Raw genomic sequence first — 24217 nt, forward strand, 5'->3', positions numbered from 1 at the left:
TGATTATTATTTAAGACCACTTTCTCAAATAACCTTCATTGATTACGTACTAATCGTGATAGACTCCTCGTTGCCATTTATCTAAAAATTCATCGAAAAAGTGCGCATCTTGTTGTTCTGGATGTTGTTTTTCAACTTGATTAATTTTTTCAATTAGTTGTTCGTTGTCTTCTGTTGGATGATAGTGTGCTTCAATAAAAGCAGCAGCGATATCACAGATCAAGAATTCTCCTGTTATTTTCCCACCGAAACCAATAACATTTGCGTTCAATTCCTCTTTCGCATACAACGCTGTAGTCATATCGCGAACTAAAGCAGAACGGATACCCGGCACTTTGTTAACCGCATTGTTAATTCCAACGCCTGTTCCGCAAATACATATACCCAAATCAGCCTGATTGCTCATTACGGCTTCTCCCACTTTTTTTCCGAAAATAGGATAGTGAGTTCGAGTAAAATCATACGTGCCTACATCTAAAATTTCATATCCCTTTGCTTTCAAAAAATCAGAAACTGCTATTTTGGTATCCGTCACAATATGATCACAACCAATGGCAATTTTCATAAAAACGCTTCCTTTCTATTATTTGTTAAGCCATTTTATTTAACATATCTACACGTATTTGATGACGCCCGCCTGCATAATGACCTGTTAAGAATTCTTTTATTATGTTTTTGGCTAGTTCCGTTCCAACAATTTTTGCGCCCACCGTGATCATCCGAGCATTGTTGTGTTCTCGCGCCATATATGCAGAACGCTCATCTGACAATTCAGCGACAATCATTCCTTTAATTTTAGCAGCAGTCATAAAACTACCTGCCCCATAACCATCAAAAACGATTCCTAAACTTTCAGTATCCTTTAAAACTTCATGAGCAACAGCAAGCGTTGCTTCTATAAAGTCTTCCGAAGCACTTTCACTTTTATCGATTACCTCAACTTTTTCTTGCAATAAGTATTGTTTCATTTCTGCTTTTAATTTTATTCCATCTAAATCTGAACCAAGTATGACACGCATTTTGTTTCCCTCCTTACCTCGTGTATCTACTATTAAAATTCTGTCCCTTTCTTTAAACTCAAATCCCCTTCTCGAAAACATAATAAAACAATATCGAACTTTATTCAACATTTATTTTCTTTTTTGTTTATTATTGTTTAATATTGTGTTGACATCTTTTTGAAAGCGTTTTATATTATACTTGTAAATAAATAATAATATATTAAAGAAACGAGGGGTTCTATGGTTATTAAAACATCGATTTTTTCATTAGATACTACCTATATTTCAAACAAAAAAACACAAGAAGAAGTTTTTGAAGAAGTTTATTTAGACTTGTTAAAAAAGAAATTAGTTACACCTGATTTTCTAACTAATTTATTGGAACGAGAACACAACTATCCGACTGGTTTAAGTTTAACACCGATTGATCCTGCACTACCGAATATCGCCATTCCGCATACCGAAAGTACCTTTGTACGGACGACAAGAATTATCCCGATTAAATTGAAACAATCCTTATCATTTCATAACATGATTATCCCAGATGAAACGCTCTCTGTTTCCTTTCTTTTCATGATTTTAAATGAAAACGGTATTGAACAAACGGGTCTTTTAGCGACTATCATGGATTTTATTAACACGACAGACCGTTCATCACTATTGGCTTTTTTTCAATATGAAGATAAAGAAGAAGTTTATCGTTTTTTACAAAAAAATTTTAAAGGAGAGATTTAACATGATTAAAATTTTAGCTGCATGTGGGGCTGGGGTAAACTCTAGCCATCAAATCAAATCTGCATTAGAAACAGAATTATCTAAAAGAGGCTACCAAGTTTCTTGCGATGCGGTAATGATTAAAGATATTAATCAAGAGATGCTATCCCACTATGATATTTTCGCCCAAATCGCCAAAACAGATTTAGGTTTCCCAATCACGATTCCTGTAGTTGATGCAGGCGCAATTCTTTATCGAATTCCAGCAATGGCTGAACCTGTTTATCAACAAATGGAAAGTATCATTCACTCTTTAAACAAATGATTTCCTTTTCAGACTAATTACTTACGCTTCACTGTCAACAATAACAAAACTAAGATAAAAATTTTGTTATCTTAGCTTATGAAGGAGAAAATAAATGAATACGATTATTGACCTAGCAAATACAATTTTTAAACCTTTAATTGATTTAGGTGCTGCTCCTTTAATGACTATTGTTTTAACACTGATTGCCCTTTGTTTTAAGGTAAAACCCACTCGCGCATTAGAAGGTGGTCTTAAACTAGGAATTGCTTTAACTGGTATCAGTGCTATTATAGGAATTTTAACTACTGCTTTCTCAGATGCAATGGCCTCTTTCGTAGAACGTACAGGAATTTCTTTAAATATTACCGATGTTGGTTGGGCACCTTTAGCCACCATCACTTGGGGATCTCCTTACACCCTTTACTTTCTTTTAATTATGGTGATTGTCAATGTCATTATGTTAATTCTAAATAAAACAAACACATTAGATGTGGATATTTTCGATATTTGGCATCTATCGATTGTTGGTTTATTTGCTATTTTTTGTGGCGCAAACTTAATAATTGCAACAATCTTAGTTATTTTCATAGGTGTTTTAAAAATTATCAATTCTGACTTAATGAAACCAACGTTTAACGATTTACTTAACGCCCCAGATACCAATCCTATGACTACCACGCATATGAACTATATGATGAACCCAATCATTATGGTTTTTGATAAAATTTTTGATAAGCTTTTCCCTTGGTTAGATAAATACGATTTTGACGCTGCCAAATTGAATAGTAAAATTGGCTTTTGGGGATCAAAATTTGCCATCGGGATTTACTTAGGGATTTTTGTGGGTCTTTTAGCTGGCCAAACACCCACGCAAATTTTTTCTCTATCCTTTACGGCTGCAGTCTGTTTGGAACTATTCTCTTTAATTGGAACTTGGTTTATCGCTGCAGTTGAGCCTTTATCACAAGGTATCACTGATTTTGCTTCGAATAAATTAAAAGGACGTACACTTAATATTGGTTTAGATTGGCCTTTCTTAGCTGGTCGTGCTGAAATCTGGGCAGCAGCTAACGTATTGGCTCCAATTATGCTATTAGAAGCCATTGTCCTACCTGGCAACAAACTTTTACCACTTGGCGGAATTATTGCAATGGGTGTAACCCCTGCTCTACTAGTAGTTACAAGAGGTAAACTCATCCGAATGATTATCATTGGAGCAATCGAATTACCTTTGTTCTTATGGTCTGGTACCCTAATTGCACCGTTCGTTACCGAAACCGCAAAAAAAGTTGGTGCTTTCCCAGCGGGTCTAAATAATAATACTTTAATTTCACATACTACCATGGAAGGGCCAATGGAAAAATTCTTAGGATACTTAGTCGGCAATGCATCACAAGGTCAACTCGAATTTATTTTATACGCATGTCTGGCGCTAGTCGCCTATCTACTGATTTTCATTTGGTATGCAAAACAAATGAAGAAGCGAAATATTATTTATGCTCAAAAAGCTCAATAAGGGGAACTAAAAAGAAGAGGTGCAGATGCACCTCTTCTTTTTAGTAGATCACTCTGACAACTTTTTCCAATACTTTAGATGTGTCAAATTTATCTTTATTTGTAACTACCGCTGTCACTTCTTCTAATTGATAAAAAGAATAAAAATCCTGTTTCTCTACTTTAGAAGTATCCATTAACAAATATTTTTCTATTGAGTTATCTAATGCAATTGCTTGTGTTTGTCCTTCTTCAATAGTGGCTGTCATAATTTTATTATCTTTTAACGCATTGCAACTAAAAAATGCTTTATGGAAATGCATTTCTTCTAATGCTTTATTAGCGATTTCGCCAAAAAAAGATTTAGTTAAAAGTCGCATTTCTCCACCAATTAAATAAATGGTTAACGCATTCTTTTTTTTACTTAACGTTTCAAACACAGGCAAACAGTTTGTTACTACTCTTAAATGTTTAAATTCCATTGCCTCGGCCAAAAGTTCAATAGTTGTTCCTGGTCCTAGGAAGATAGTTTCTTCTTCGTGAATTAAACTTAATGCTTTTTGGACAATTTCTTTTTTTTCAACACTATTAATAATTTGTTTATCAGCATGAGACAATTCATGTGGACGATATGTATTTAAACTGCTAGCTCCTCCATGTACTCGTTTTAAACGCCCCGCTGCTTCTAATTCTGTCAAATCTCTACGAACAGTCATATCCGAAACATTTAATCGTTCCATAATTTCAGTAACTTTGATTGCCCCTTTTTGATCTACTAGAGAGACTATCGCATTTAATCTTTCTTCTTTTAGCATTTTCATCGCTCCATTGTTAGTATATCTTTTATTCTACGATAAAATACTTACTATGAATACTAAAACATTTCTCCATTTATTTTAACATGAACGACGATTTGTAAAAAATTGACGATTTAGCCTATCTTTATATAAACAGATATCACTCCAACGATTGATTTAGATCTATTTGAGCCTAGTTAAATAGAGATCTAGCATAAAAACTTCCCAGAAAAACATCCCCTACTCTGAGCACCTCTATCCCAAAAAATAGCACATAGGCAAAGGTAGGTTACTTATAAAAAGGTAAGTAACCTGCCTTTGCCTATGTTTAAGTAAACGATGTATTTCCCCTATTACTGATTCAAAGTCCTTAAAACTTTTTTTGAAGACCACGGATTGACTGAAATATCGGGGATTTGTTCTTTAGTAATTGACGGGGTACCTACAATTTTTTCAAAGCCAGCCCTCAACTCTGCATTATCTGTTGCTCCAAAATACAGATAGCCATAAGGATCTCCTTGATTTTGCATCGTCACTAAAACTAAGGGCTGATTGTTAACGATGGTGAATAAATACAAATGCTTTTGCATTTCTGGTTGCGTTTCTGCATCAGAGTAAACAGCAACTAACGCATATCCATCCTTCACTTGTCCATTTTCAGACCATTCTAAATAAATGGGATGCTGACCAATCGCTGGTTGCATAGTAACCTCTCCTACTAGACCATCAGGCGCTTGAACACCATTAAAATTGATTGAATTTCCTGGTGTATATTCTTTATACGTTTGGTTCATCCGTTGCCCCCAATCAGCCATAAATTGTTGTAGTTGTGCCTTTTTTTTGCACAGACCACAACTGATTTTCAGTTTTAGTAGAAGCAGAAGAATTACTTTGAGTTGTACTAGATTTTGACTCCGTGCTCATTTGACTCGCTTGGCTACTGTTAACGGTAGTAGGTGCTTTCATTTCTGATGTTGCTGTCGGCTTGCTTGCAGTGCTGTCGCCATTTTTGTTGGAAGAACATCCTGATAAAATACTCAATAAAAGACCTATCAAGATTATTTTTTTCATTGGGAATCCCTTCTTTCTGACAAGAATACTGTACTATTTTTCCCCTTTTCTCACCAGCAAAACTCGACTAAAAACGGCTATATTTATTTGTTATTTAATTGTCAAATTAAGTTGATTGTAAGCATCCCATAACCAAGGATGCACAACTTTAATATCGTGTTTCAAAATATAATCAATATAGAAATATGCGGCATTTTCTAAAGAACAATTTAAAGCTTGTAATAAACCATCTAAGTATGGTGGTTTACCTTCTTGATCCCACTTTATTTTATCAGCGACAAACAAAACTAAATCTATGTCCGAATAGTTTTTCTTCAATGTTGTATGGCATTCAATAGCTGATAAAATTTCATTGTCTTCAATACCAAAATCCATTTTCGCAATAGACTTAGAAATTTTTTGATGAATTATCATTGGAAAGGCCATTTCTGCTTCGTTTAATTCAATCCCATATTTTTGTGCGACATTAATTCTCTGATTATTTGGATAAATCGCAGAGATATCGTGTAAATATCCTGCAATACTTACTTTTTCTGGACTAGTTAAATATTTTTCACCGAGTTGATAGGCATACTCTCCAACTTCCATACAATGATAATACGTCTTCTCACAGTTTTTACTCACTAAATATTGTTTAATTTCATTTTTCAACACCTGTTGATGATCCATTTCCACAGCCCTTTCTCATTCCGATTACTCTTCTAGATAAATAAAGTATACTCCTTTCATCCTCTAGCAACCTTTTATTTTTTATTAAATAAACAACTAACTAAATTGAAAAAATTGAAACTTTTTGGTCCTCAAATTCGTCTATAACTAATAGGACGTTCAATTTTGTATAACGTGGAGGTGTATTTTTTAACTTTTTCATTAACCAAAGAGGAGTGAAAGTATGCGACATAAGAAAAGAAAATTCAAAATAAACGGGTATGTATTATTTAGTGCGTTAATCCTCATTGTTCTTGTTTTCATTCAAACGTTCCCTTTAACTCAACCCAAGATAACAAGTAAAAATGATGATACTGTGCAGACATTGACTAAAAATTCAACTGCAAAAAAAGATTCCCCGACCAAGTTAGAAAAGGAATCAACACACATGACTATTTCATCAAAACAATATGCTTACTCAGCAGACAAAATCAGAAAATATATAACTGGAGAAGAACCTTACAAAGATGAAAAATTAGTCTTCTTGACTTTTGATGATGGCGTTAATAATCAAATAACCCCACAAGTCCTAGATACATTAAAAAAGTATAACGTCCACGCAACTTTTTTTCTTGTAGGAAATACCCTAACTTCCGAAAATCAAAACATAGTGAAACGCGAAGTTGCAGAAGGGCATTCAATAGGCTTTCATAGTTCAACTCATGATTATGCAACGTTATATCCAAACGGGATTGTCAACACTGAAGAAATACAAGCGGAAATAGCAACCATGGAGAACTCGCTTAAAAAAATATTGGGCGAAACATTTCAAACAACTCTCTGGCGATACCCAGGAGGTCATATGTCATGGGGAGGTACAGAAAAATCTGATGAATTATTCAAACAACTTGGCATCCATTGGATTGACTGGAATGCGATGGTTGGGGATGCGGAGCCGTTAGACAGACAGCCTACTACAGTCGCAGAAATGCTCGCTTTCCATCAACATTCACTTGAGGTTTATCCAGATTATAATATTAGAGTAGTCTTAATGCATGATTCAGTAGATAAGGAATTAACAAAACAAGCATTGCCACAATTAATAGAGTTTTATCAAGCAAATGGTTATCAATTTGGTGTCTTATATTAGAGCAACTCGGAACAACTAAAGAAAGCATTTCTGGTCTTAGTCAATGTTGATTTTCTGTTTAATTACACACAAAAACACCCTCTTGCTGAGCAAGAGGGTGTTCATTTGTCGAATAGTAAAGATTAACGACGGATTTCTTTGATACGAGCTGCTTTTCCGTGTAATGCGCGTAAGTAGTAAAGTTTTGCACGACGTACTTTACCGTAGCGAACCACTTCAATTTGAGCAACACGTGGTGTGTGTAATGGGAATGTACGTTCCACACCAACACCATTTGAAACTTTACGTACTGTGTAAGTTTCGCTGATTCCAGCACCACGGCGTTTAATTACAACACCTTCGAATAACTGGATACGTTCACGAGTACCTTCGACTACTTTCGCATGAACGCGAACAGTGTCACCAGGGCGGAACGCAGGAATATCCGTACGTAATTGTTCTTGTGTTAATTCTTGAATTAATGGATTCATTTTATCCTTCTCCTTATTCCCAAATATTCTTATGGTCACTTCTGCCACAGCGGAATATTGTAATAGTTAGAGCGCATTGCACTCACCAAATTAGTTTACCACAGACAAAATAAGCTGTAAAGAGAATTTTCTTGAAAGTTCCCTTATTTTTGCTCTTCTTGTTTAATTTCCTCTAATAACTTCAACATTTCAGGCGTCATTTCTACTGATTCCAACATGTCAGGTCGACGCAAAAAGGTCCGTCGTAATGATTCTTTTAGTTGCCATTCTGCAATTAATTTATGGTTACCATTCGTTAGCACGGCAGGGACTTCCATATCATTGAAAATAGCAGGTCTGGTATATTGTGGATGCTCTAATAGGCCAGTGGAATGTGAATCCGTTTGTGCAGAAAGATTGTTACCTAAGACATCAGGTAATAAACGGACTGTTGCATCAATCATAACCATCGCACCTAATTCGCCACCTGTTAGGACATAATCCCCCAATGAAACTTCATCTGTGACCATCGTGCGAATTCGCTCATCATAGCCTTCATAATGTCCACAAATAAAAACTAAATGTTCTTCTTGTGAAAATTCCTCGGCCATTTTTTGATTAAACGGTTTTCCTGCCGGATCTAATAAGATGACCCGTTTTGGTTGCTGGTTTGTCTCTTCTTCAATTGCTTTTAGGTTATCATAGATCGGTTGTACTTTTAAAAGCATCCCCGCGCCACCGCCATACGGATAATCATCGACCGTTTGGTGTTTGTTATCTGAAAAATCGCGAAAATTAGAGACATTCAATTCTAATAACTGCTTTTCCCGAGCTTTCCCAATAATTGATTCCCCCATTGGTCCTTCAAACATTCTAGGAAAAAGAGTTAATACATCAATTCTCATCGTCAATCAATCCTTCTGGAATATCCACATCAATCCGTTGATTTTCGACATCGACTTTTGTAACAACGCCTTCAATATACGGTAAAAGTAAATCTTTTTTCTTTGGTCGTTGGACGACCCACACATCATTCGCGCCAGGAGATAAAATTTCTTTAATTTTTCCTAGTTCACTGCCGGTTTCATCGTAAACAGTAGCACCAATGATTTGGTGATAATAAAATTCGTCCTCTGCCAATTCAGCGAGATTGTCTTTTGCAACTTTTAAAATACCGTCACGATATTTTTCAACATCGTTGATATTTGGATGTCCTTCAAAGCTTAAAATGTCAAAATTCTTATGCTTGCGGTGGGACTTCACGACCAATTCAATTGGTGCTTTTTTCTCTTGAAATAACAGTAACGTTGCCCCTTTTTGATAACGTTCTTCTGGAAAATCCGTTTTCGAAATGACCCGAACTTCCCCTTTGATTCCTTGTGTGTTCACAATTTTTCCTACATTTAAATAATCTGTCACGTGAAATCCTCTCTTCCTTGTATTTCATCTTTCCTATTCTACCATTTCTTACGCGCAAATTCTATGAAAAAACAAAGGCCAACTTTTCCAGTTAGCCTTTGTTTTTATTAATTCGTTAAACCGGTTAATGTGCCATAAATTAAAAATAAATTCAATAACGTCAAGGCAATAGCAATAATCCAAGCTAAAAATTTCACCCACGATGGATTCGCAAATTGGCCCATTAATTTTTTATCACTTGTATACATCGTTAAAGGAATAATCGACACTGGCAAAGCAATACTTAGGAAAACTTGCGTATAAAGTAACAAGTCTTCAACAGCCGTTTCGCTACCGCCATAAATAATGACACAGATAATGACTGGCACAATTGCTAACAAACGAGTTAACACTCGTCGTGCCCACAACGGCATTTTTAAATGGATAAAGCCTTCCATTACAATTTGTCCTGACAGCGTACCTGTAATCGTTGAATTTTGACCCGAAGCCAGTAAAGCAATTGCAAAAAGAATACTTAACACTGGGCTAGCAATATTACCAACAATATCTGGATTTTTCAGAGCATCAAATAAATCAACAAATTTACCTAATTCACTGTTGGTTCCATAAAATAATGCCCCTCCTAAAATTAACAACAAACAATTTACGATAAAAGCGACAGTTAATTGAATATTTGAATCCCAAGTAGTGAAACGAATTGCTTTGGCTTTCTCAGCATCATCGTTACGATCAAATTTCCGTGCTTGCGCAATGGAAGAATGCAAATATAAGTTATGAGGCATGACTGTCGCTCCAACGATTCCCAAGGCTAAAAATAACATGGATTTATCTGTCGCTATTTTTGTGTCTGGAATAAAACCTCGTAATACTTCACCAACATTTGGATCTGCTAATGCCACTTCATAAGCAAAAACAAAAAAGATGACTGCAATTAAACAAGAAACAATTGCTTCGATTTTGCGAAAGCCTAACTTTGTCAGTAGCAACAATAATAAAACATCAAACGTTGTTATCAACACACCAATTAATAATGGAAAACCAAATAATAATTGCAAAGCAACGGCACCACCAATTACCTCAGCGATATCTGTTGCCATTATGGCTAACTCCGTCACCACCCACAAGGCAACGCCCGTTCGTTTACTTGTATGCTCTCTAGTCGCTTGGGCTAAATCCATTCCTGTCACGATTCCTAAGCGCGCAGCCATACTTTGTAGTAACATGGCAACTAAACTAGAAAGCAAAATCACACTAAGTAACGTGTACTTATATTCCGCTCCGCCAGCAATTGACGTAATCCAATTTCCTGGATCCATATAACCAACAGCCACTAAAGCGCCAGGTCCGCTATAGGCTAACAAAGTTCGCCAAAAGCTTGCGTTTTTAGGTACCTCGACGGTATTATTTATCTCTTCTAAACTAGGTCCATTTGCATAATTAAGCATTTTTTCCGTTTTCTTTTCTTTCATCCAACATCCCTCAATCTATCTTGTTCACACATTTCACTTTTAGGTACACCTAAAACTAGTTAACATAATTATAGTCTTCTTATTCTTCGTTGTAAACTGTTACATTCTAATTTTTTAAGTACTTTCGCTATAAATCGTTTGGTTTTTACCAAAAAATCCCTTACACTTATTTTATCATAGATCGGAGGTTATGAGGATGAAGTTAGATATGGTCGGTATTATCGTCAACGATATGACACAAGCACTCTCTTTTTACCAAACGCTAGGTTTTAACGTGCTGGGAGAAGCTTCGCCTGATTACACAGAATTACAAAACAATGGCGTCAGGATTTCTTTAAATTCACTACAAATGATTACTGGTGTCTATGGGTTTGCGCCTAGCCAACAAGGCGATAAAATTGAACTTGCTTTTCTTTGTGAAACGGCCGCAGAAGTTGATAAAACCGTGAAAAAAATGAGCCAAGCTGGTTACATTGTTTTTAAAGAACCTTGGAATGCACCTTGGGGCCAACGATACGCAATCATTAAAGACGTGGATGCAAATTTAATTTCACTCTTTGCCCCTCTATAATATTCCTAAAAGATGCGCCACTTTCGTTTCTTTAACTCTCTTTCGAAAGATCAGTGCAGAATGGGTCTTAAGTAGGATGTCTTTTCTGTCTCTTTTTTTGTATAATAAACTTATCAAATGATGTGTATCTTACAACTTTGTTCGTTTGCAGAAAGAACAAACGATGTTTTTTATTGATAAAAAGTTATATACTAAAAGTACGATGAGTATAACTAAAGGAGATGAGAAATGTGAGTGTTACCCTATCTAGAAAAATTGTTAATATTATTTCCATTTTGGGCATTGTTGCAACCATAATTGCAACCATCTATTTTATCCGATTAGGTGTCTTCAAGGACATCAATGCACTAAGAGGACTAGTAGGGCAATCTGTCATTCTCGGTCCGATTATTTTCATGTTAATTCAGATTATTCAAGTGGTTATTCCGATTATTCCTGGTGGTGTTAGCTGTGCTGCAGGGGTCTTGATTTTCGGGCCAACAATGGGCTTCGTCTATAATTACGTTGGTATTGCACTTGGCTCTATTATCATTTTCTTATTAGGTCGTAATTATGGGAAACCATTCATTATGAGCCTTGTCAGTGATAAAACATATAACAAGTATATCGGTTGGTTAGACAATGAAAAACGTTTTGAACGATTGTTTGCTTTAGCAATTTTCTTCCCGATTGCACCGGATGATGCGCTTTGTTTAATGGCCGGTTTAACAAAAATGTCTGTGAAAAAATTTACTCTGATTATTCTATTAGCAAAACCTGCTTCTATCTATTTATATAGTCTTGCGTTAATTTATGGCGGTACATTTTTAACTAGCTTACTGGGAATGTAAAATAAATAAAAAAGCGAACGGACTAAATCAAAACTCTGCCTGTGTCAGTTTGATTTAGTCCTTTTATTATGGAATTTTGGTAGAAACTGGGGGACTTTTGATGTTTAGTTATTTTAAAAATAGTATTGTGAATACGCTAGATTTTCTTAAAGGGACAACGGCGTATTTTCGCGATGTGCTCTTGATGCACGGATTTATGTTATTCGTTCTATTGCCTTTATTGACAAGTTTGTCCAAATTGGTACTCAAAGAAGGTGGGATTGATTATATTTCCTACGATAACTTAGGGGCAATTGCTACGCAACATCCCTATGTCCTTTTGACTTTTCTACTAATTGGGCTATTAATTTTACTGGCGCTCTTTTTTGAATTTACCTTTTTATTGCTTAGTGTCTATTTTATTAAGAAAAAGCAGCCAATTACTCTAACGCAATTATTGCACGGCACCTTGCTTCAGATCAAAAAAGTTCGAGGAATTACCTTTCTGTTTTTCCTGGCATATTTCTTTTTGATTTTACCATTAAGTGGGTTAACCTTCCGCTCTTATTTATTAACAAGAGTTAAGATTCCAGCCTTTATCTTAGATTTTATTTTTGCAAATCGCGTCATTATTATTATTGGTTTCGTATTGTTAGAACTGATTATATTATATTTAGCGATTCGACTTGCTTTTGCCCTTCCAGAGTTGATTTTACGTGATGTTGGTTTTCGTGAGTCTTTAAAACGTAGTTGGCAAATTACAAAGCGGCGCTTTTTCCAGATTTTAGGGCAGTTTATTATCATTGGAGGAACTGTTTTAGGGATTTTTACGGCTGGCTATTTCTTGATATTTTTAGGTCAAACCGCAGTCGAAACGTTTAAACCTGAGTGGTCTTTACCTAGCGCTGTCATCGCTATGACACTCCTTCAGGTTATGATGCTCTTAAACTTGGTGTTGTCTAGTGTTGCTATTTTTTACATTATTGTTGATGATATGGAGGATGAAGGGATTTTGCCTGACACGCCAGAATGGTTCACCCCGAAATCAGAGGTTCGGGTAGAATGGACCACCTTCAGAGTCGTTCTTTTTTGTTTGATTGCAATCATCTTCGGAATTGGTGTAGGCACCTATAATACGAATTACCTAAGTCATACACCTGACCGAAAACCGGTTACCATCTCCCATCGTGGTGTTAATGGTAACAATGGCGTTCAAAACACCTTGGATTCTTTAATCGAGACCAATAAGGCAAAACCTGATTATGTTGAAATGGATATTCAAGAAACCAAAGACCATCAATTTATTGTCATGCACGATTTTAATTTACGGGCGTTAACGGGCGTTAATAAACGACCGAATCAATTAACACTTAAAGAATTAACGAATATGAATGTCACAGAAAATGGTCAAACTGCTAAAATGGTTTCTTTCGATGATTATTTAGCCAAAGCCAATCAATTAAAACAACGTTTATTAATTGAAATCAAAACCACGCCTCAAGATAGCCCTGATTTAGTACAGCGCTTTGTCAAACAATACCGTGAAAATATTTTAGAAAACGGCCATATCCTTCATACCTTAACCTATGATACGGCGATGGCCTTAAAGAAAGAAGAACCACGCTTTTATGTAGGCTACGTTATTCCTTTCAACATTGTGGGACCGCCTAAAATGCCAGTTGACTTTTTTACTATGGAAAACAGTACAATGAATCGTAACTTTGTAAATGCCGCTCATCATGATGGGAAAAAAGTTTATGCTTGGACAGCAAATGATGAAGATGTTATGACACGAATGATTTTTTATGGTGTCGATGGCATCATTACCGATCAGCTCAGTCTACTGAACGAAACAATGAAAACCGATTTAGAAAACCCAACATACTCCGATAAACTGTTGAATTTCGCTATTGGAATGGGTTAAAAAAAGAGCCAATCTGCTGAGCAGATTGGCTCTTTTACGTTCATGTTAGTTGTTTTTACCAAAAATTCTTAAGAAAGCTAAGAATAGGTTGATGAAGTCAAGGTATAATTGTAATGCGAAGAAAACGGCCATCCCAGTACCTGCTTGATCACCTGTTTGCGCATAGACTTGGCGAATACGTTGGTTATCGTAAGCAGTAATCCCTGAGAAAATTAGGACCATTAAAATGGAAATAAAGAATTCTACAGCACTACTGTGTAAAAGGAACATATTTAGCAACATCGCAATGATGATTCCGATTAAGGCACTATAAGCGGCATGACCAACTGCTGATAGGTCTTTCTTCGTAAAGACACCTACTAATGACATCGCGCCAAAGGTAGCTGCTGCACTTAAAAATGCGCCGGCCACTGTTCCACCAGTATACATTAATAACGTCACGGATAAAGTGACACCATTTAATAATGCATACGCAACAAATCCTGCAATCGCAATGGTTGGATTCTTCTGTGCTTTTGCGCCTAGATATAAAACTAAGCCAATTTCAACAAGCCAAATCATCCAAAAAGCTAAGCTTGATTTGAATAAAGTAGCTAGAACAGGTAAAAAGACAGTCGTCATTGCATAAGCCATGATTGCGCTAATACCAATTCCTAACGCTAAAAATCCGTAAATTTTGGCATAAAATTTATTCAAACCTGTGCCAGTTTGGATATACTCTTGATTATTCATAAGTTAAAGTCCCTTCTTTCTCTGTTAGTTCATCAATCGTCACTTGGGGTGGTTGAACCATCACCACTGCATCTAACACGCGATTTTCTTGCTCATTAACAGCCTCAACTGAAATAGTAATCACATCTTTCATTTTGTCGACTTTGATTACTTCTAATTGGAAAGTCAATGTTTCGTAATGAAAAACGGGTTCCACAAAGTTCACAGAGAAATTCACAACATGTGAACCTGGTCCTGGTAAATGTTTTGAAATCGCACTAGTGATAATTCCCATCAGCATAATTGATGGTACGATTGGTTTTTCATATTCTGTTTTTTGGGCATAATCATGTTGGATATATAAAGGATTCGCATCATTGGTCAAGCCCAAGTAAAGTAATAAGTCCTTGTCTTCAATTGACTCTGTCAAGGACAACGAATCTCCCTCTTCGATATCTTCGATGGTTTTGCCTAATTTTCTCGGTTTTCCGATATTCAAATTAGTACACCTCCGTTATTGATAAGATAATTGTACCAAAATGTACTTAAAAGGCAAGTTAAAAAGTAGTCTTTAAAGGATGTTTAAACAAAACCAACTTATCTACCATGCTAGCATTCTAAAAACAAACAACGGAACAGGAGCAGCTTCTTATTTTTTGAAGCCAGATACCCCTGTCCCGATTTTATTTATGTTCTCTTATAAAACGTTTCTAGTTGTGTTACTTAGTAATGTTTCGTAGGCTTGTTCAAATTTCTGAACGTCGCCAGCGCCCATAAAGACAACCACTGCATTTTCAAAATCTAGTAAAGGCGACACATTATCTTCGGTAATTACTTGTCCACCTTTTTGAATTTTTTCACCTAAATCTTCAATGCGTACCTCGCCTTGTGTTTCACGCGCAGAGCCAAAAATATTACATAAGAATACTTCATCTGCCAAATCCAGTGCTTCAGCAAATTCATCCATTAAGGCAATTGTTCGTGTAAATGTATGTGGCTGGAAGACAGCAATAATTTCTTTGTCAGGATATTTTTGGCGGGCGCCATCAATCGTTGCTTTAATTTCAGCTGGATGGTGCGCATAATCATCAACAATAATCATGTCACTGACTTTTTTCTCGCTAAAACGACGTTTCACACCTTTAAAACTTAGCATTTCTTCTGCGACTTTTTGCATATCAAGTTTTTCAAAATAAGCCACAGCAATCACACCTAGCGCATTCATGATATTGTGATGGCCAAATGCTGGTAAGACAAAATGACCTACAAAATCATCCTTGTGATAAACATCAAAAGATGAGCCTTCCGTTGTTCGTTGAATATTTCGGGCTTGGATATCATCCTCTTCACTAACGCCATAATAATAAACTGGCACTTCTGATTCTAACTGACGAAGATACTTATCATCACCATAAGCAAAAATTCCTTTTTTGACTTGATGAGCCATTGTTTGGAACGCTGAAAAAACGTCCTCAATGCTCTTGTAGTAATCTGGATGATCAAAATCGATATTCGTCATAATCGCATAATCTGGTGAATAAGCCAAGAAATGACGGCGATACTCACACGCTTCAAATGCAAAGAAATCAGCATCTGGTTCGCCGTGGCCAGTGCCATCCCCTATTAAATAACTAGTTGGATTGATACCACTTAATACATGTGCTAGCAAACCAGTCGTACTTGTTTTCCCATGTGACCCTGTTACAGCAATGCTTGTATACGGTTCGATAAAACGAGCAATGAAATCGTGGTAACGAATTACTTCTGCGCCTAATTCGATGGCGCGGGCGATTTCCTCATGGGTATCTGGAAAAGCATTTCCAGCAATAACAATCATGTCTTTATCAATATTATCTGCATTAAATGGTAAAATAGGGACACCTGATTTTTCAAGATCCCGTTGTGTAAAGAAATACTCTTCTACGTCTGATCCTTGAACGTTGTAGCCTTTTTGGTGTAAGACCAACGCTAATGAGCTCATGCCAGAACCTTTAATTCCGACAAAATGGTATAATTTGTTCTCTTGATTTCCCATTATAATCCTCTTCTCTGTCACTATATAAAACATACCTTTTTTAAAAAAATTTCAATCATACGAGATTCATTATCGTATAAAACAAAAAAATAATCAACTATTAAAACAGAATAAAAAACTTACATGTTTCAATTCCACATGCAAGTTTCATCTCTTAACTAAAATATTTACTGTTTTCTAATACAGAACTTGAATCTTCTAGCATCCCACTTAATGGTTTATCCAAGATGCCCTTTTTCTTCTCTTCTGTCACAGGTGCTTCCGGCTCCACTTGAGCATTCGCTTTAGCTAATTTTTTCCCATAAGCCGTTTGACTTTTAGCATTTTTCTTTGCGGCATTCAAACGGGAACGCGAACGTAAATCCAACGCATCTTCGCCAAAACGTTCTAAGTCTGGTTTGATTTGTTGATATTGTCGTCTAGTTAAAGGAATCTCAGGTTCTGAGGTTGGAATATTAAATTTCCGCACCGTTGGATCTTCTTCCGTATCTTTCACTTGAAAAGCCGTTGGTTCATCATCAAGAATGACATATGAACGCCGATCTTTTTTCATTGCTTTTAGCAACTCTTCTTCAGTAAAACTAGGTTCCTGTTCCTCAGGAATCACAGAAGCCGGGATATATTTAGGAACAAAATAAGAAGGTGTCGTTTTCTGCACTAATGGTGATGCGGCAGGTCTACTTGGTTTCGCTACGACTTCTTTTTTTTTATACGTTTGTGTCCAGCCATTTCCTTTTGGCGTCCCAAAAAGGCTATTATTTTTTTTCGTTGCTTGTTTATTTTTCGTTGCTTTACTAGCATGTTTTGTGTAGTCTGGCAAATTAGAACGATGACGTGCTAATTGCTCTTGTTGTGCTGCTGTTAATTGTTGTGTTTGTTTATTTGTAGTTGATTGATTCGTTGTTGGTTGTTGGACGGATGGTGTGCTTTGTCTGGTATCTTCGGCAGATGTTGCAGTTCTTCTGCTACCTGACATTGCTTTACCAATCAGATCATCTTGAAATAAGTTACGTTCATTATCTGTTGGTAATTTTACGCCCTGTTCATCATCATATGCTGGAAAACGGAAATGTTTTCTCTTCACTTGAGCATTATCCATTGCGGTCATTCCTTTTATTTTTCTTTCTCATTAGTTTAACACATTCTCAATGAATACTAAAGAACTTGCCTGAATTTTTAAGAGAACAAAAAAAGAAACCTCCGTTTAAAAAGGTTTCTTTTTTGTTTATTTATCTAGTTGTAATTTGGCAAAGTCCGCTTTGACTTGAATGAATGACTGAAACAATTGTAAAAACTGAAAGAGTCGCGCCCGATTTTCAAATTCACTTCTTGTTTGCGGCAATGGTTTTGTGCGATAGGTTTCATAAACGGTCTTAATTCGATTCATAATTTCTTGTCCATCATTATTCTCTGCAAATGTTTCTGCCGTATATTCCAACAATTGTTGAATATAACGAACTTGTTGCGCATCAACAGTAATATCTTCTAATAATTCCAACATGTTTTTTAGAATATTACTTTGCATTTTTCTCATCGCAAAGTACTCTAAATAATACGTATTGGTAGACAGCAATTGATTCTCGGCATGATTTTTGGCCCACGTCTCGCCTGTGCGAATAAAGGTTTTTAAATCTGCACAATGCATGACCAAATTTCGCTCTCCTGCAGCGTTGTTTAAATGTAGCGCCATTTCCCTTAAAATTTTACGAAACATTGTTTCAATGACTTCTTGGTCTTCTCTTAAACGTTTTTCTGTATCAGGCATATAAGAATTAGCTAATAACGCTAGTCCCACACCAATACTCATTAATAAAAACTCATTTCCAATAATCGCCCAAGAAAGATTTTTTTCGACTAAATAATGAGTTACCAAAACGGAACTCACAACAATCCCATCAGATAATTGAAAATACACAGCTGCTGGAATAAATAATAACAAAAAAAAACCAAAAGCAATCGCTGTAAAACCTAAAAAAGTAAAACAAATATACGCTAAAATAGTTGCTAAAGCTAAGGATAACAAACGATAAATCCCTGTCATGACAGATGTTTTTTTCGTGCTAGTAACACTTAAAACCGAAATAATCCCTGCCGAAGGGGCATAAAGTAATCCCAGTTTTTCCGCAATAATCATTGCTAATGCAGCGCTAATGGCTGTCTTGACTGTTCGTAAACCAATTTTCATGCATACTCCCCTTAAAAAATAATAATTCTTCACTTTTCTCTAGTAATTTTACCTCTATTTCGGTTATCATTAAAGAGAAAAGTTATTTAGGAGCGAATATTTATGATAGTGGGTCGATTTCGTTTAGGCATGCGAACGTTAAAAACAGCAATTGCTGTCATGCTGTGTATTCTTTTATTTCAATTTTTCCATCGTGGCTCACCTATGATTGCCTGTTTAGCAGCTGTTTTTTCGCTAAGACAAGATTTAAATACTAGTTTGTCTTTTGGAAAATCGCGCATTATTGGAAACACATTGGGTGGCTTTTTAGCTTTGCTTTATGTATTAGCACAAGATTATTTTCCTAATCAACACTTAGTAGAATTACTGCTACTACCACTTTTAGTCATTATCGTCATCGTTGTTTCTGATGGGATTAATAACAATGCTGGAATCATTTCTGCAACTGCGACACTTTTAATGATTTCTTTAAGTATTCCGCAAAGCGATTCCTTTCAATATGCAATGGAACGTGTGTTGGATACATTCATTGGGACCTTTATAGCGATTGGTTTAAACGTCTTTTTACAACCTAAGCCAGCAGAAGAAGCCCATGAAATTTCTGAAGATTTAGCTGAATTAGAAAAGAAAGAAAAAGAACTAGAAGCTTTACGCCAACAAGTTCAAGCGCGGATTGCCGCAGAAGAAAACACTGACGACAAGGCAAATAAATAAAGAAACAGCCGATTGAAGAGAACAACAATCGGCTGTTTCTTTATAGTTCCCAATTCGTTTTTGCTTGAAAGTTGGCGGCTGCGCCAATCAAGTTGGCATCATTTTGATAATGGCAGGTCACGATTTCTGGAACAAAATCTTTTAATTCAAAGGTTTGTAAATGCGTTAGCATCCGGCGATTAATCTCTGCTAATAAGCCTTCTTTAGCAGAAACACCGCCTCCGAGTACAATCATTTCAGGATCATAAGAAAACTGTAAGCCGAATAATCCTTGTGTTAAATAATCATAAAAATTATTGACTTCTTCGCGAGCAACCTCATCCCCTCGTTGTGCCAGTTCAAAAACTTCTTCTCCTGTCACCGCCTGTTTTTCGACTCCAATTCGTTCACAATAGCGCTGAGCCATTTTGACAGCTGTGCCAATTTCACTGAATGTTTGGCCATTACTTAAAAAGTTCAGTCCAAACTCGCCTCCATATAAATGAGCGCCTTTGTACAATTCGCCATTGCGAAAAATCGCTCCACCAATTCCTGTCCCAATAACGACAAAAAGCACTTCTTTTTTTCCTTTCGCTGCGCCTTCATATATCTCAGCTAAACCAGCACAATTCGCATCATTTTCGATAGTCACTGGTAAGCCAAACAACGCTTCTAATTCTTCATAAATGTTAAAATGATGAATATATGGAATGGCGGAAATCCCTAAAATCTGTTGACTTTTTTCGTCAACTACTCCAGGTGAACTAAAAGCAACACCACTAATCGACTCATTTCTTTTGTCTGCATAAACCGAATATAAATGCGCTTTCATTTCTTCCCAAGAGCCAGGTGTTGGAAAGCTCCCTTGATTTGTTAATTCTTTGCCTGTCCAAACGCCGTATTTCACGGAAGAACCGCCAAGATCAAATGCTAAAATTGCCATATTTATCCATCCTTTTCTACTTCTGTTTTCTTATTTCTTCGATACGTATACGGTCCATGATAGGTCTCATCAGGATTTTTCGTCAAGCGAAATTTCAACGGAACATAGTCAATGCCGCCTTTAACAAAAGGATGACATCGTAAAATCCGTGCTACCCCCATCGTTGTTCCTTTGACACTTCCATGTGTATGAATTGCATCAATCATATATTGTGAACACGTTGGGTAATAGCGACAACGTGCAGGCAATCCTGGAGAAATAAATCGTTGATAAAAACGAACACCGCCGATTAACGGATTTTTCATAAAGTGCCTTCTTTCTAACTAATTCTTACTAAAGAATAGCTTGTTTTTTCATGTTTGGCAAGTCTTAGTTACGAGAAATTACACCAGGTGCACCTATGACGAATTCTTACATTTCTGTTGCTATCCAAATGAAAAAAAACGTGCTACACTATAAAAAAAGGAATGGAGGCTTAGTAAATGGGATTAAAATTTGAACGTTCCAATGACTTAGATAAACTCTTCGATTCTTTCGCCGTTGATCCATTAAAGAAAGAAGTACCTCTTGAAGAACTGGCAAAACAACGACAAGAAGCAAAAAAAGAAGAAGCAAAAAAACAAGCAAAAGAGTAATTTTGCTTGTTTTTTTCTATAGAAACTTTTCAATTGCTGTCCAAGCTGCTTCTTTTCCTTCTTTTGTTTCAGAAGAGAAAATAATAAAGTCATCTTGTTTATCAAAATTCAAGGCTTTTTTGATGACACTCTCGTGTTTGTTCCATTTGCCCCGCGGAATTTTGTCTGCCTTAGTTGCCACAATAATAACTGGCAAATCATAGTATTTCAAAAATTCATACATTTGGATATCATCTTGGGTCGGCGGATGACGTAAATCAATTAAAGAAACGACTGCACGTAATTGCTCACGTTGCGTGATATACGTTTCAATCATTTTTCCCCACTTCGCACGTTCTGTTTTAGAAACTTTGGCATAACCATAGCCAGGAACATCCACAAAGTGTAAGGCATCCTCAATTAAATAAAAGTTTAGCGTTTGCGTTTTACCAGGTTTACCCGAAGTTCTTGCTAAATTTTTACGATTAATCAAGGTATTAATAAAAGATGATTTCCCAACGTTCGAACGTCCAGCTAAAGCAATCTCCGGTAACTGAGATTCAGGATATTGTTTAGGGGATACCGCACTAATCACGATTTCTGCATTATGTACGTTCATTGTTTTCCTCCGTTCTTCTGTTCAGTCTTTCATTCAAAAGCTTAACAAAAACAGCTCTTTCGGAGATCCGCCGAAAGAGCTGTTTTCAGCTTCAATCTTATACAGCTTCTTTATCTTTTTTGTTATAAATAATTGTTGGTTTACCGGTACCTTCAGCGGCCATTTTAGTAATGATAACTTTTTCAATGCTTTCATCTGAAGGAACATCAAACATTACGTCCATCATAATTTCTTCAATGATTGAACGAAGTCCGCGTGCGCCAGTATTACGTTCAATGGCTTTGGCTGCGATGGCTTTTAATGCTTCTGGTTCAAATTCTAATTTAGTGTCATCAAGAGACAATAATTTTTGATATTGTTTCACCAAGGCATTCTTCGGTTCTGTTAAAATTCGAACTAAATCATCATTCGTTAATTTATCAAGCGCAGCCATTACAGGTAAGCGTCCAATAAATTCTGGAATTAAACCAAATTTCAATAAATCTTCTGGAATAATATGTTGCATGATGCTTTCTTCTTCATTTAAAGCAGAATTAGTTTTACCAAAACCAATAGTTTTTTCGCCTAAGCGGTTTTTAACAATAGTTTCAATTCCATCAAATGCTCCACCAACGATGAAGAGAACATTCGTTGTGTCAATTTGGATAAATTCTTGATGTGGATGTTTGCGGCCCCCTTGTGGTGGTACACTTGCAACTGTTCCTTCAAGAATTTTTAGTAAGGCTTGTTGAACACCCTCACCTGAAACATCTCGAGTAATCGAAACATTTTCACTCTTACGGGCAATTTTATCAATCTCATCAATATAGATAATGCCCTTTTCCGCACGTTCAACATTATAGTCAGCAGATTGTAGTAATTTTAAAAGGATATTTTCAACATCTTCCCCTACATAACCTGCTTCTGTTAAACTGGTCGCATCAGCGATTGCAAAAGGTACATTTAATGTTTTTGCTAACGTTTGAGCCAAGAAAGTTTTACCTGAACCTGTTGGTCCAATTAAACAAATGTTACTTTTTTGCAATTCAACTTCATCTTGAGTTGCAGCTGTTTCTGATTGATTCACACGTTTATAGTGATTGTAAACAGCAACAGAAAGTGTGCGTTTTGCACGTTCTTGTCCAATAACATATTCATTTAAAACATTTAAAATTTCTTGGGGTTTTGGCACATCCGTTAATTCTCGGACTGCTTCATCATAAAATTCTTCATCAATAATCTCTTTACATAGATCAATACATTCATTACAAATATAGACACCCGGACCAGCAACAATTTTTTTTACTTCTTCTTGTGTTTTCCCACAAAATGAACAACGAACGGTCCCGTTATTATCCGTATTGTCGTACATGTTCGTCACCCCTCTAAAAATCAAAAAATGACTGTCATCACAGTCTCTCATCATAATAGCACAAACCACTTTAAAATGCGAACATCTCAGATAGAAAGTTTTATTGTTCTTAGACTTCTTATGGTATACTACATTATATAAAAGCACTTTCATAAAAAGTGATTGTGTTGAAACAAATTGGAGGAATTGTGATGTTAGAACAAATTTTACTAGGTACCTATACTCGAAGAGCCAGCCAAGGCATTTATAAAATTGCATTAGATACGACACAAGGTCGTTTAACAGAAGCGACACTTTTGTTAGAAGAAACGAGTCCTACCTATCTTGCTCTGAGTCAAAAGGGCGAACTTTTTAGCGTCACTAGTGTTGACGGTGAAGGTGGCACTGCCGCTTATCAACCAGAAATGGACCATTTTAATTTATTGAATAAAGTAACTGAAGAAGGTGCACCGCCATGTTATGTAGCTGTTGACGAAAACCGACAACTTGTCTATGCAGCAAATTATCACCAAGGTATCGTTCACGTGTATCGTATCTTAGAAGATGGTGCTTTGGAAGATGCTGACAAAGTGATTCATACAGAGCCAACTGGTCCTCATGAAAATCAAAACAATGCCCATGTTCATTACACAGATTTGACGCCTGATCAACGCTTAGTCGTCTGTGATCTAGGAACCGATCGCGTGTATACGTATAATGTTAGCTTAGATGGAAAGCTTTCTGAAATCGCTCAATTCGTGACTGAGCCAGGGACTGGTCCACGTCATTTAGTGTTCCACCCAACAAAATCATTGGCTTATCTATTTGGTGAGTTAGATAGCACTGTTTCAGTTCTTTCATATGATGAAACAGATGGTTCTTTTACTGAATTACAAAAAGTTTCTACTTTGCCTGCTGATTATGATGCGTTTAATGGTGGTGCTGCAATTCGTATTTCTTCTGATGGCCGTTTCCTTTATGCTTCAAACCGTGGCCATAACTCAATTGCTGTCTATGCTGTTTCAGAAAATGGCGAAGCGATTGAACGAATTCAATTAATTTCAACAGAAGGCGATATTCCGAGAGATTTTGATTTAGATCCGTCTGAAGATTTCGTTGTTGTCGCTAATCAAGACTCTGATAACTTAACACTTTATCGTCGGAACCAAGAAACAGGCTTATTAGAAATGATTCAAAAAGATGTTGCTGTTCCCGAATGTGTTTGTGTTTTGTTTGTATAATTAAGTTGACTATTTCCTTGGAA

Annotated in this window: 27 protein-coding genes and 1 pseudogene; 10 read left to right on the plus strand and 18 right to left on the minus strand. The window is 36.3% G+C overall.

The annotated features are described in order from the left end of the window. Window positions 1-49: 49 nt before the first annotated feature. Together lacB and lacA are read right to left on the minus strand one after the other, a co-directional pair. Window positions 50-565 carry a galactose-6-phosphate isomerase subunit LacB gene (gene lacB / locus IGJ24_RS07905; protein WP_002374591.1) on the minus strand — a complete coding sequence of 172 codons (516 nt, stop codon included), beginning with the start codon at window positions 563-565 and terminating at the stop codon, window positions 50-52. Window positions 566-590: 25 nt separating this feature from the next. Further along, window positions 591-1019: a galactose-6-phosphate isomerase subunit LacA gene (gene lacA, locus IGJ24_RS07910; RefSeq protein ID WP_002357188.1), complete on the minus strand. Its 429-nt coding sequence runs from the start codon at window positions 1017-1019 to the stop codon at window positions 591-593. Window positions 1020-1241: 222 nt separating this feature from the next. Here lacA and IGJ24_RS07915 point away from each other — a divergent pair, with 222 nt between their 5' ends. The 3 genes from IGJ24_RS07915 to IGJ24_RS07925 all read left to right on the plus strand — a co-directional run bounded on the left by IGJ24_RS07915 (window position 1242) and on the right by IGJ24_RS07925 (window position 3538). Beyond that, the gene (locus IGJ24_RS07915; RefSeq protein WP_002397416.1) at window positions 1242-1736 is read left to right on the plus strand and encodes a PTS sugar transporter subunit IIA; all 495 of its coding nucleotides are present in this window, start codon (window positions 1242-1244) and stop codon (window positions 1734-1736) included. Between the two features lies 1 nt (window position 1737). Further along, window positions 1738-2040 (plus strand): PTS fructose transporter subunit IIB, encoded by a 303-nt coding sequence (locus IGJ24_RS07920; protein ID WP_002357185.1) that lies wholly within the window; start codon window positions 1738-1740, stop codon window positions 2038-2040. Window positions 2041-2134: 94 nt separating this feature from the next. Next, window positions 2135-3538 carry a PTS galactitol transporter subunit IIC gene (locus tag IGJ24_RS07925; protein WP_002357183.1) on the plus strand — a complete coding sequence of 468 codons (1404 nt, stop codon included), beginning with the start codon at window positions 2135-2137 and terminating at the stop codon, window positions 3536-3538. 40 nt (window positions 3539-3578) lie between these two features. On the opposite strand, the gene IGJ24_RS07930 is transcribed toward IGJ24_RS07925, so the two are convergent. The 3 genes and pseudogenes from IGJ24_RS07930 to yqeK all read right to left on the minus strand — a co-directional run bounded on the left by IGJ24_RS07930 (window position 3579) and on the right by yqeK (window position 6053). After that, window positions 3579-4331 carry a DeoR/GlpR family DNA-binding transcription regulator gene (locus tag IGJ24_RS07930; RefSeq protein WP_002374588.1) on the minus strand — a complete coding sequence of 251 codons (753 nt, stop codon included), beginning with the start codon at window positions 4329-4331 and terminating at the stop codon, window positions 3579-3581. A 359-nt stretch (window positions 4332-4690) separates the two neighbouring features. Beyond that, a pseudogene (locus IGJ24_RS07935) lies at window positions 4691-5384 on the minus strand (DUF4767 domain-containing protein); the annotation flags it as partial. A 90-nt stretch (window positions 5385-5474) separates the two neighbouring features. Further along, entirely contained in the window at window positions 5475-6053 is a 579-nt protein-coding gene (gene yqeK, locus IGJ24_RS07940) for a bis(5'-nucleosyl)-tetraphosphatase (symmetrical) YqeK (protein ID WP_289865410.1), read from the minus strand. 223 nt (window positions 6054-6276) lie between these two features. On the opposite strand from yqeK, the gene IGJ24_RS07945 reads away from it, so the two are divergent. Further along, on the plus strand, window positions 6277-7182 hold the full coding sequence (locus IGJ24_RS07945) for a polysaccharide deacetylase family protein (RefSeq protein ID WP_289865409.1): 906 nt from the start codon (window positions 6277-6279) through the stop codon (window positions 7180-7182). A gap of 122 nt (window positions 7183-7304) precedes the next feature. On the opposite strand, the gene rplS is transcribed toward IGJ24_RS07945, so the two are convergent. From rplS to IGJ24_RS07965, 4 genes are all read right to left on the minus strand, one after another. Continuing rightward, entirely contained in the window at window positions 7305-7652 is a 348-nt protein-coding gene (rplS, locus tag IGJ24_RS07950) for a 50S ribosomal protein L19 (RefSeq protein WP_002357176.1), read from the minus strand. A 143-nt stretch (window positions 7653-7795) separates the two neighbouring features. Continuing rightward, complete coding sequence (trmD, locus tag IGJ24_RS07955; RefSeq protein WP_002381776.1) at window positions 7796-8536, minus strand: tRNA (guanosine(37)-N1)-methyltransferase TrmD; 741 nt, start codon at window positions 8534-8536, stop codon at window positions 7796-7798. Next, window positions 8526-9050 carry a ribosome maturation factor RimM gene (gene rimM / locus IGJ24_RS07960; RefSeq protein WP_002360070.1) on the minus strand — a complete coding sequence of 175 codons (525 nt, stop codon included), beginning with the start codon at window positions 9048-9050 and terminating at the stop codon, window positions 8526-8528. Before rimM ends, trmD begins: the two co-directional genes overlap by 11 nt. A gap of 107 nt (window positions 9051-9157) precedes the next feature. Next, complete coding sequence (locus tag IGJ24_RS07965; protein ID WP_010822936.1) at window positions 9158-10519, minus strand: Nramp family divalent metal transporter; 1362 nt, start codon at window positions 10517-10519, stop codon at window positions 9158-9160. Window positions 10520-10715: 196 nt separating this feature from the next. On the opposite strand from IGJ24_RS07965, the gene IGJ24_RS07970 reads away from it, so the two are divergent. The 3 genes from IGJ24_RS07970 to IGJ24_RS07980 all read left to right on the plus strand — a co-directional run bounded on the left by IGJ24_RS07970 (window position 10716) and on the right by IGJ24_RS07980 (window position 13823). Further along, the gene (locus tag IGJ24_RS07970; protein ID WP_010822937.1) at window positions 10716-11090 is read left to right on the plus strand and encodes a VOC family protein; all 375 of its coding nucleotides are present in this window, start codon (window positions 10716-10718) and stop codon (window positions 11088-11090) included. A gap of 221 nt (window positions 11091-11311) precedes the next feature. Beyond that, window positions 11312-11920, plus strand: a complete 609-nt coding sequence (locus IGJ24_RS07975) for a TVP38/TMEM64 family protein (protein ID WP_002383106.1) — start codon at window positions 11312-11314, stop codon at window positions 11918-11920. Window positions 11921-12020: 100 nt separating this feature from the next. Further along, a complete protein-coding gene (locus IGJ24_RS07980; RefSeq protein ID WP_289865408.1) occupies window positions 12021-13823 on the plus strand; it encodes a glycerophosphodiester phosphodiesterase in 1803 nt (600 codons plus the stop codon). 45 nt (window positions 13824-13868) lie between these two features. Here the strand turns inward: IGJ24_RS07980 and IGJ24_RS07985 are convergent, their stop codons facing one another. From IGJ24_RS07985 to IGJ24_RS08005, 5 genes are all read right to left on the minus strand, one after another. Continuing rightward, window positions 13869-14555, minus strand: coding sequence for a Bax inhibitor-1/YccA family protein (locus IGJ24_RS07985; RefSeq protein ID WP_010818422.1), 687 nt, complete (start codon window positions 14553-14555; stop codon window positions 13869-13871). Continuing rightward, window positions 14548-15033: a MaoC/PaaZ C-terminal domain-containing protein gene (locus tag IGJ24_RS07990; RefSeq protein ID WP_002357164.1), complete on the minus strand. Its 486-nt coding sequence runs from the start codon at window positions 15031-15033 to the stop codon at window positions 14548-14550. The genes IGJ24_RS07985 and IGJ24_RS07990 overlap by 8 nt, the downstream gene beginning before the upstream one ends. Window positions 15034-15231: 198 nt before the next feature. Beyond that, window positions 15232-16569 carry a UDP-N-acetylmuramate--L-alanine ligase gene (murC, locus tag IGJ24_RS07995; protein WP_002357163.1) on the minus strand — a complete coding sequence of 446 codons (1338 nt, stop codon included), beginning with the start codon at window positions 16567-16569 and terminating at the stop codon, window positions 15232-15234. A gap of 154 nt (window positions 16570-16723) precedes the next feature. Beyond that, window positions 16724-17677: a hypothetical protein gene (locus tag IGJ24_RS08000; protein WP_002360064.1), complete on the minus strand. Its 954-nt coding sequence runs from the start codon at window positions 17675-17677 to the stop codon at window positions 16724-16726. A 117-nt stretch (window positions 17678-17794) separates the two neighbouring features. After that, complete coding sequence (locus tag IGJ24_RS08005; RefSeq protein ID WP_438775390.1) at window positions 17795-18754, minus strand: aromatic acid exporter family protein; 960 nt, start codon at window positions 18752-18754, stop codon at window positions 17795-17797. 102 nt (window positions 18755-18856) lie between these two features. Here IGJ24_RS08005 and IGJ24_RS08010 point away from each other — a divergent pair, with 102 nt between their 5' ends. Next, on the plus strand, window positions 18857-19468 hold the full coding sequence (locus IGJ24_RS08010) for an FUSC family protein (RefSeq protein ID WP_002365791.1): 612 nt from the start codon (window positions 18857-18859) through the stop codon (window positions 19466-19468). Window positions 19469-19508: 40 nt separating this feature from the next. On the opposite strand, the gene IGJ24_RS08015 is transcribed toward IGJ24_RS08010, so the two are convergent. Together IGJ24_RS08015 and yidD are read right to left on the minus strand one after the other, a co-directional pair. After that, complete coding sequence (locus IGJ24_RS08015; RefSeq protein ID WP_002365792.1) at window positions 19509-20390, minus strand: ROK family protein; 882 nt, start codon at window positions 20388-20390, stop codon at window positions 19509-19511. Window positions 20391-20392: 2 nt separating this feature from the next. Continuing rightward, window positions 20393-20695 carry a membrane protein insertion efficiency factor YidD gene (gene yidD / locus IGJ24_RS08020; protein ID WP_002357157.1) on the minus strand — a complete coding sequence of 101 codons (303 nt, stop codon included), beginning with the start codon at window positions 20693-20695 and terminating at the stop codon, window positions 20393-20395. 177 nt (window positions 20696-20872) lie between these two features. On the opposite strand from yidD, the gene IGJ24_RS08025 reads away from it, so the two are divergent. Further along, window positions 20873-21025: an SPJ_0845 family protein gene (locus tag IGJ24_RS08025; protein ID WP_002362024.1), complete on the plus strand. Its 153-nt coding sequence runs from the start codon at window positions 20873-20875 to the stop codon at window positions 21023-21025. 16 nt (window positions 21026-21041) lie between these two features. On the opposite strand, the gene yihA is transcribed toward IGJ24_RS08025, so the two are convergent. After that, complete coding sequence (gene yihA, locus IGJ24_RS08030) at window positions 21042-21623, minus strand: ribosome biogenesis GTP-binding protein YihA/YsxC (protein WP_002357155.1); 582 nt, start codon at window positions 21621-21623, stop codon at window positions 21042-21044. A gap of 97 nt (window positions 21624-21720) precedes the next feature. Beyond that, a complete protein-coding gene (gene clpX / locus IGJ24_RS08035) occupies window positions 21721-22974 on the minus strand; it encodes an ATP-dependent Clp protease ATP-binding subunit ClpX (RefSeq protein WP_048737302.1) in 1254 nt (417 codons plus the stop codon). A 191-nt stretch (window positions 22975-23165) separates the two neighbouring features. Between clpX and IGJ24_RS08040 the strand changes: the two genes are divergently transcribed. After that, complete coding sequence (locus tag IGJ24_RS08040) at window positions 23166-24194, plus strand: lactonase family protein (protein ID WP_129193802.1); 1029 nt, start codon at window positions 23166-23168, stop codon at window positions 24192-24194. The last annotated feature ends 23 nt before the right edge of the window (window positions 24195-24217 follow it).

The sequence above is a fragment of the Enterococcus sp. DIV0546 genome, assembly GCF_051712785.1.
Classification (GTDB): domain Bacteria; phylum Bacillota; class Bacilli; order Lactobacillales; family Enterococcaceae; genus Enterococcus; species Enterococcus faecalis.

What these genes read in the sequence shown, in the direction of transcription:
- clpX (WP_048737302.1), bottom strand. Translation starts at nt 22,974, where the DNA reads ATGTACGACAATACGGATAATAACGGGACCGTTCGTTGTTCATTTTGT.
- trmD (WP_002381776.1), bottom strand. Translation starts at nt 8,536, where the DNA reads ATGAGAATTGATGTATTAACTCTTTTTCCTAGAATGTTTGAAGGACCA.
- IGJ24_RS08000 (WP_002360064.1), bottom strand. Translation starts at nt 17,677, where the DNA reads ATGACCGCAATGGATAATGCTCAAGTGAAGAGAAAACATTTCCGTTTT.
- murC (WP_002357163.1), bottom strand. Translation starts at nt 16,569, where the DNA reads ATGGGAAATCAAGAGAACAAATTATACCATTTTGTCGGAATTAAAGGT.
- IGJ24_RS07980 (WP_289865408.1), top strand. Translation starts at nt 12,021, where the DNA reads ATGTTTAGTTATTTTAAAAATAGTATTGTGAATACGCTAGATTTTCTT.
- lacB (WP_002374591.1), bottom strand. Translation starts at nt 565, where the DNA reads ATGAAAATTGCCATTGGTTGTGATCATATTGTGACGGATACCAAAATA.
- IGJ24_RS07985 (WP_010818422.1), bottom strand. Translation starts at nt 14,555, where the DNA reads ATGAATAATCAAGAGTATATCCAAACTGGCACAGGTTTGAATAAATTT.
- lacA (WP_002357188.1), bottom strand. Translation starts at nt 1,019, where the DNA reads ATGCGTGTCATACTTGGTTCAGATTTAGATGGAATAAAATTAAAAGCA.
- yqeK (WP_289865410.1), bottom strand. Translation starts at nt 6,053, where the DNA reads ATGGATCATCAACAGGTGTTGAAAAATGAAATTAAACAATATTTAGTG.
- IGJ24_RS07915 (WP_002397416.1), top strand. Translation starts at nt 1,242, where the DNA reads ATGGTTATTAAAACATCGATTTTTTCATTAGATACTACCTATATTTCA.
- yihA (WP_002357155.1), bottom strand. Translation starts at nt 21,623, where the DNA reads ATGAACGTACATAATGCAGAAATCGTGATTAGTGCGGTATCCCCTAAA.
- IGJ24_RS07945 (WP_289865409.1), top strand. Translation starts at nt 6,277, where the DNA reads ATGCGACATAAGAAAAGAAAATTCAAAATAAACGGGTATGTATTATTT.
- IGJ24_RS07975 (WP_002383106.1), top strand. Translation starts at nt 11,312, where the DNA reads ATGAGAAATGTGAGTGTTACCCTATCTAGAAAAATTGTTAATATTATT.
- yidD (WP_002357157.1), bottom strand. Translation starts at nt 20,695, where the DNA reads ATGAAAAATCCGTTAATCGGCGGTGTTCGTTTTTATCAACGATTTATT.
- IGJ24_RS07925 (WP_002357183.1), top strand. Translation starts at nt 2,135, where the DNA reads ATGAATACGATTATTGACCTAGCAAATACAATTTTTAAACCTTTAATT.
- rplS (WP_002357176.1), bottom strand. Translation starts at nt 7,652, where the DNA reads ATGAATCCATTAATTCAAGAATTAACACAAGAACAATTACGTACGGAT.
- IGJ24_RS08005 (WP_438775390.1), bottom strand. Translation starts at nt 18,754, where the DNA reads ATGAAAATTGGTTTACGAACAGTCAAGACAGCCATTAGCGCTGCATTA.
- IGJ24_RS08025 (WP_002362024.1), top strand. Translation starts at nt 20,873, where the DNA reads ATGGGATTAAAATTTGAACGTTCCAATGACTTAGATAAACTCTTCGAT.
- IGJ24_RS07920 (WP_002357185.1), top strand. Translation starts at nt 1,738, where the DNA reads ATGATTAAAATTTTAGCTGCATGTGGGGCTGGGGTAAACTCTAGCCAT.
- IGJ24_RS07965 (WP_010822936.1), bottom strand. Translation starts at nt 10,519, where the DNA reads ATGAAAGAAAAGAAAACGGAAAAAATGCTTAATTATGCAAATGGACCT.
- IGJ24_RS07930 (WP_002374588.1), bottom strand. Translation starts at nt 4,331, where the DNA reads ATGCTAAAAGAAGAAAGATTAAATGCGATAGTCTCTCTAGTAGATCAA.
- IGJ24_RS08015 (WP_002365792.1), bottom strand. Translation starts at nt 20,390, where the DNA reads ATGGCAATTTTAGCATTTGATCTTGGCGGTTCTTCCGTGAAATACGGC.
- IGJ24_RS08040 (WP_129193802.1), top strand. Translation starts at nt 23,166, where the DNA reads ATGTTAGAACAAATTTTACTAGGTACCTATACTCGAAGAGCCAGCCAA.
- IGJ24_RS07970 (WP_010822937.1), top strand. Translation starts at nt 10,716, where the DNA reads ATGAAGTTAGATATGGTCGGTATTATCGTCAACGATATGACACAAGCA.
- IGJ24_RS08010 (WP_002365791.1), top strand. Translation starts at nt 18,857, where the DNA reads ATGATAGTGGGTCGATTTCGTTTAGGCATGCGAACGTTAAAAACAGCA.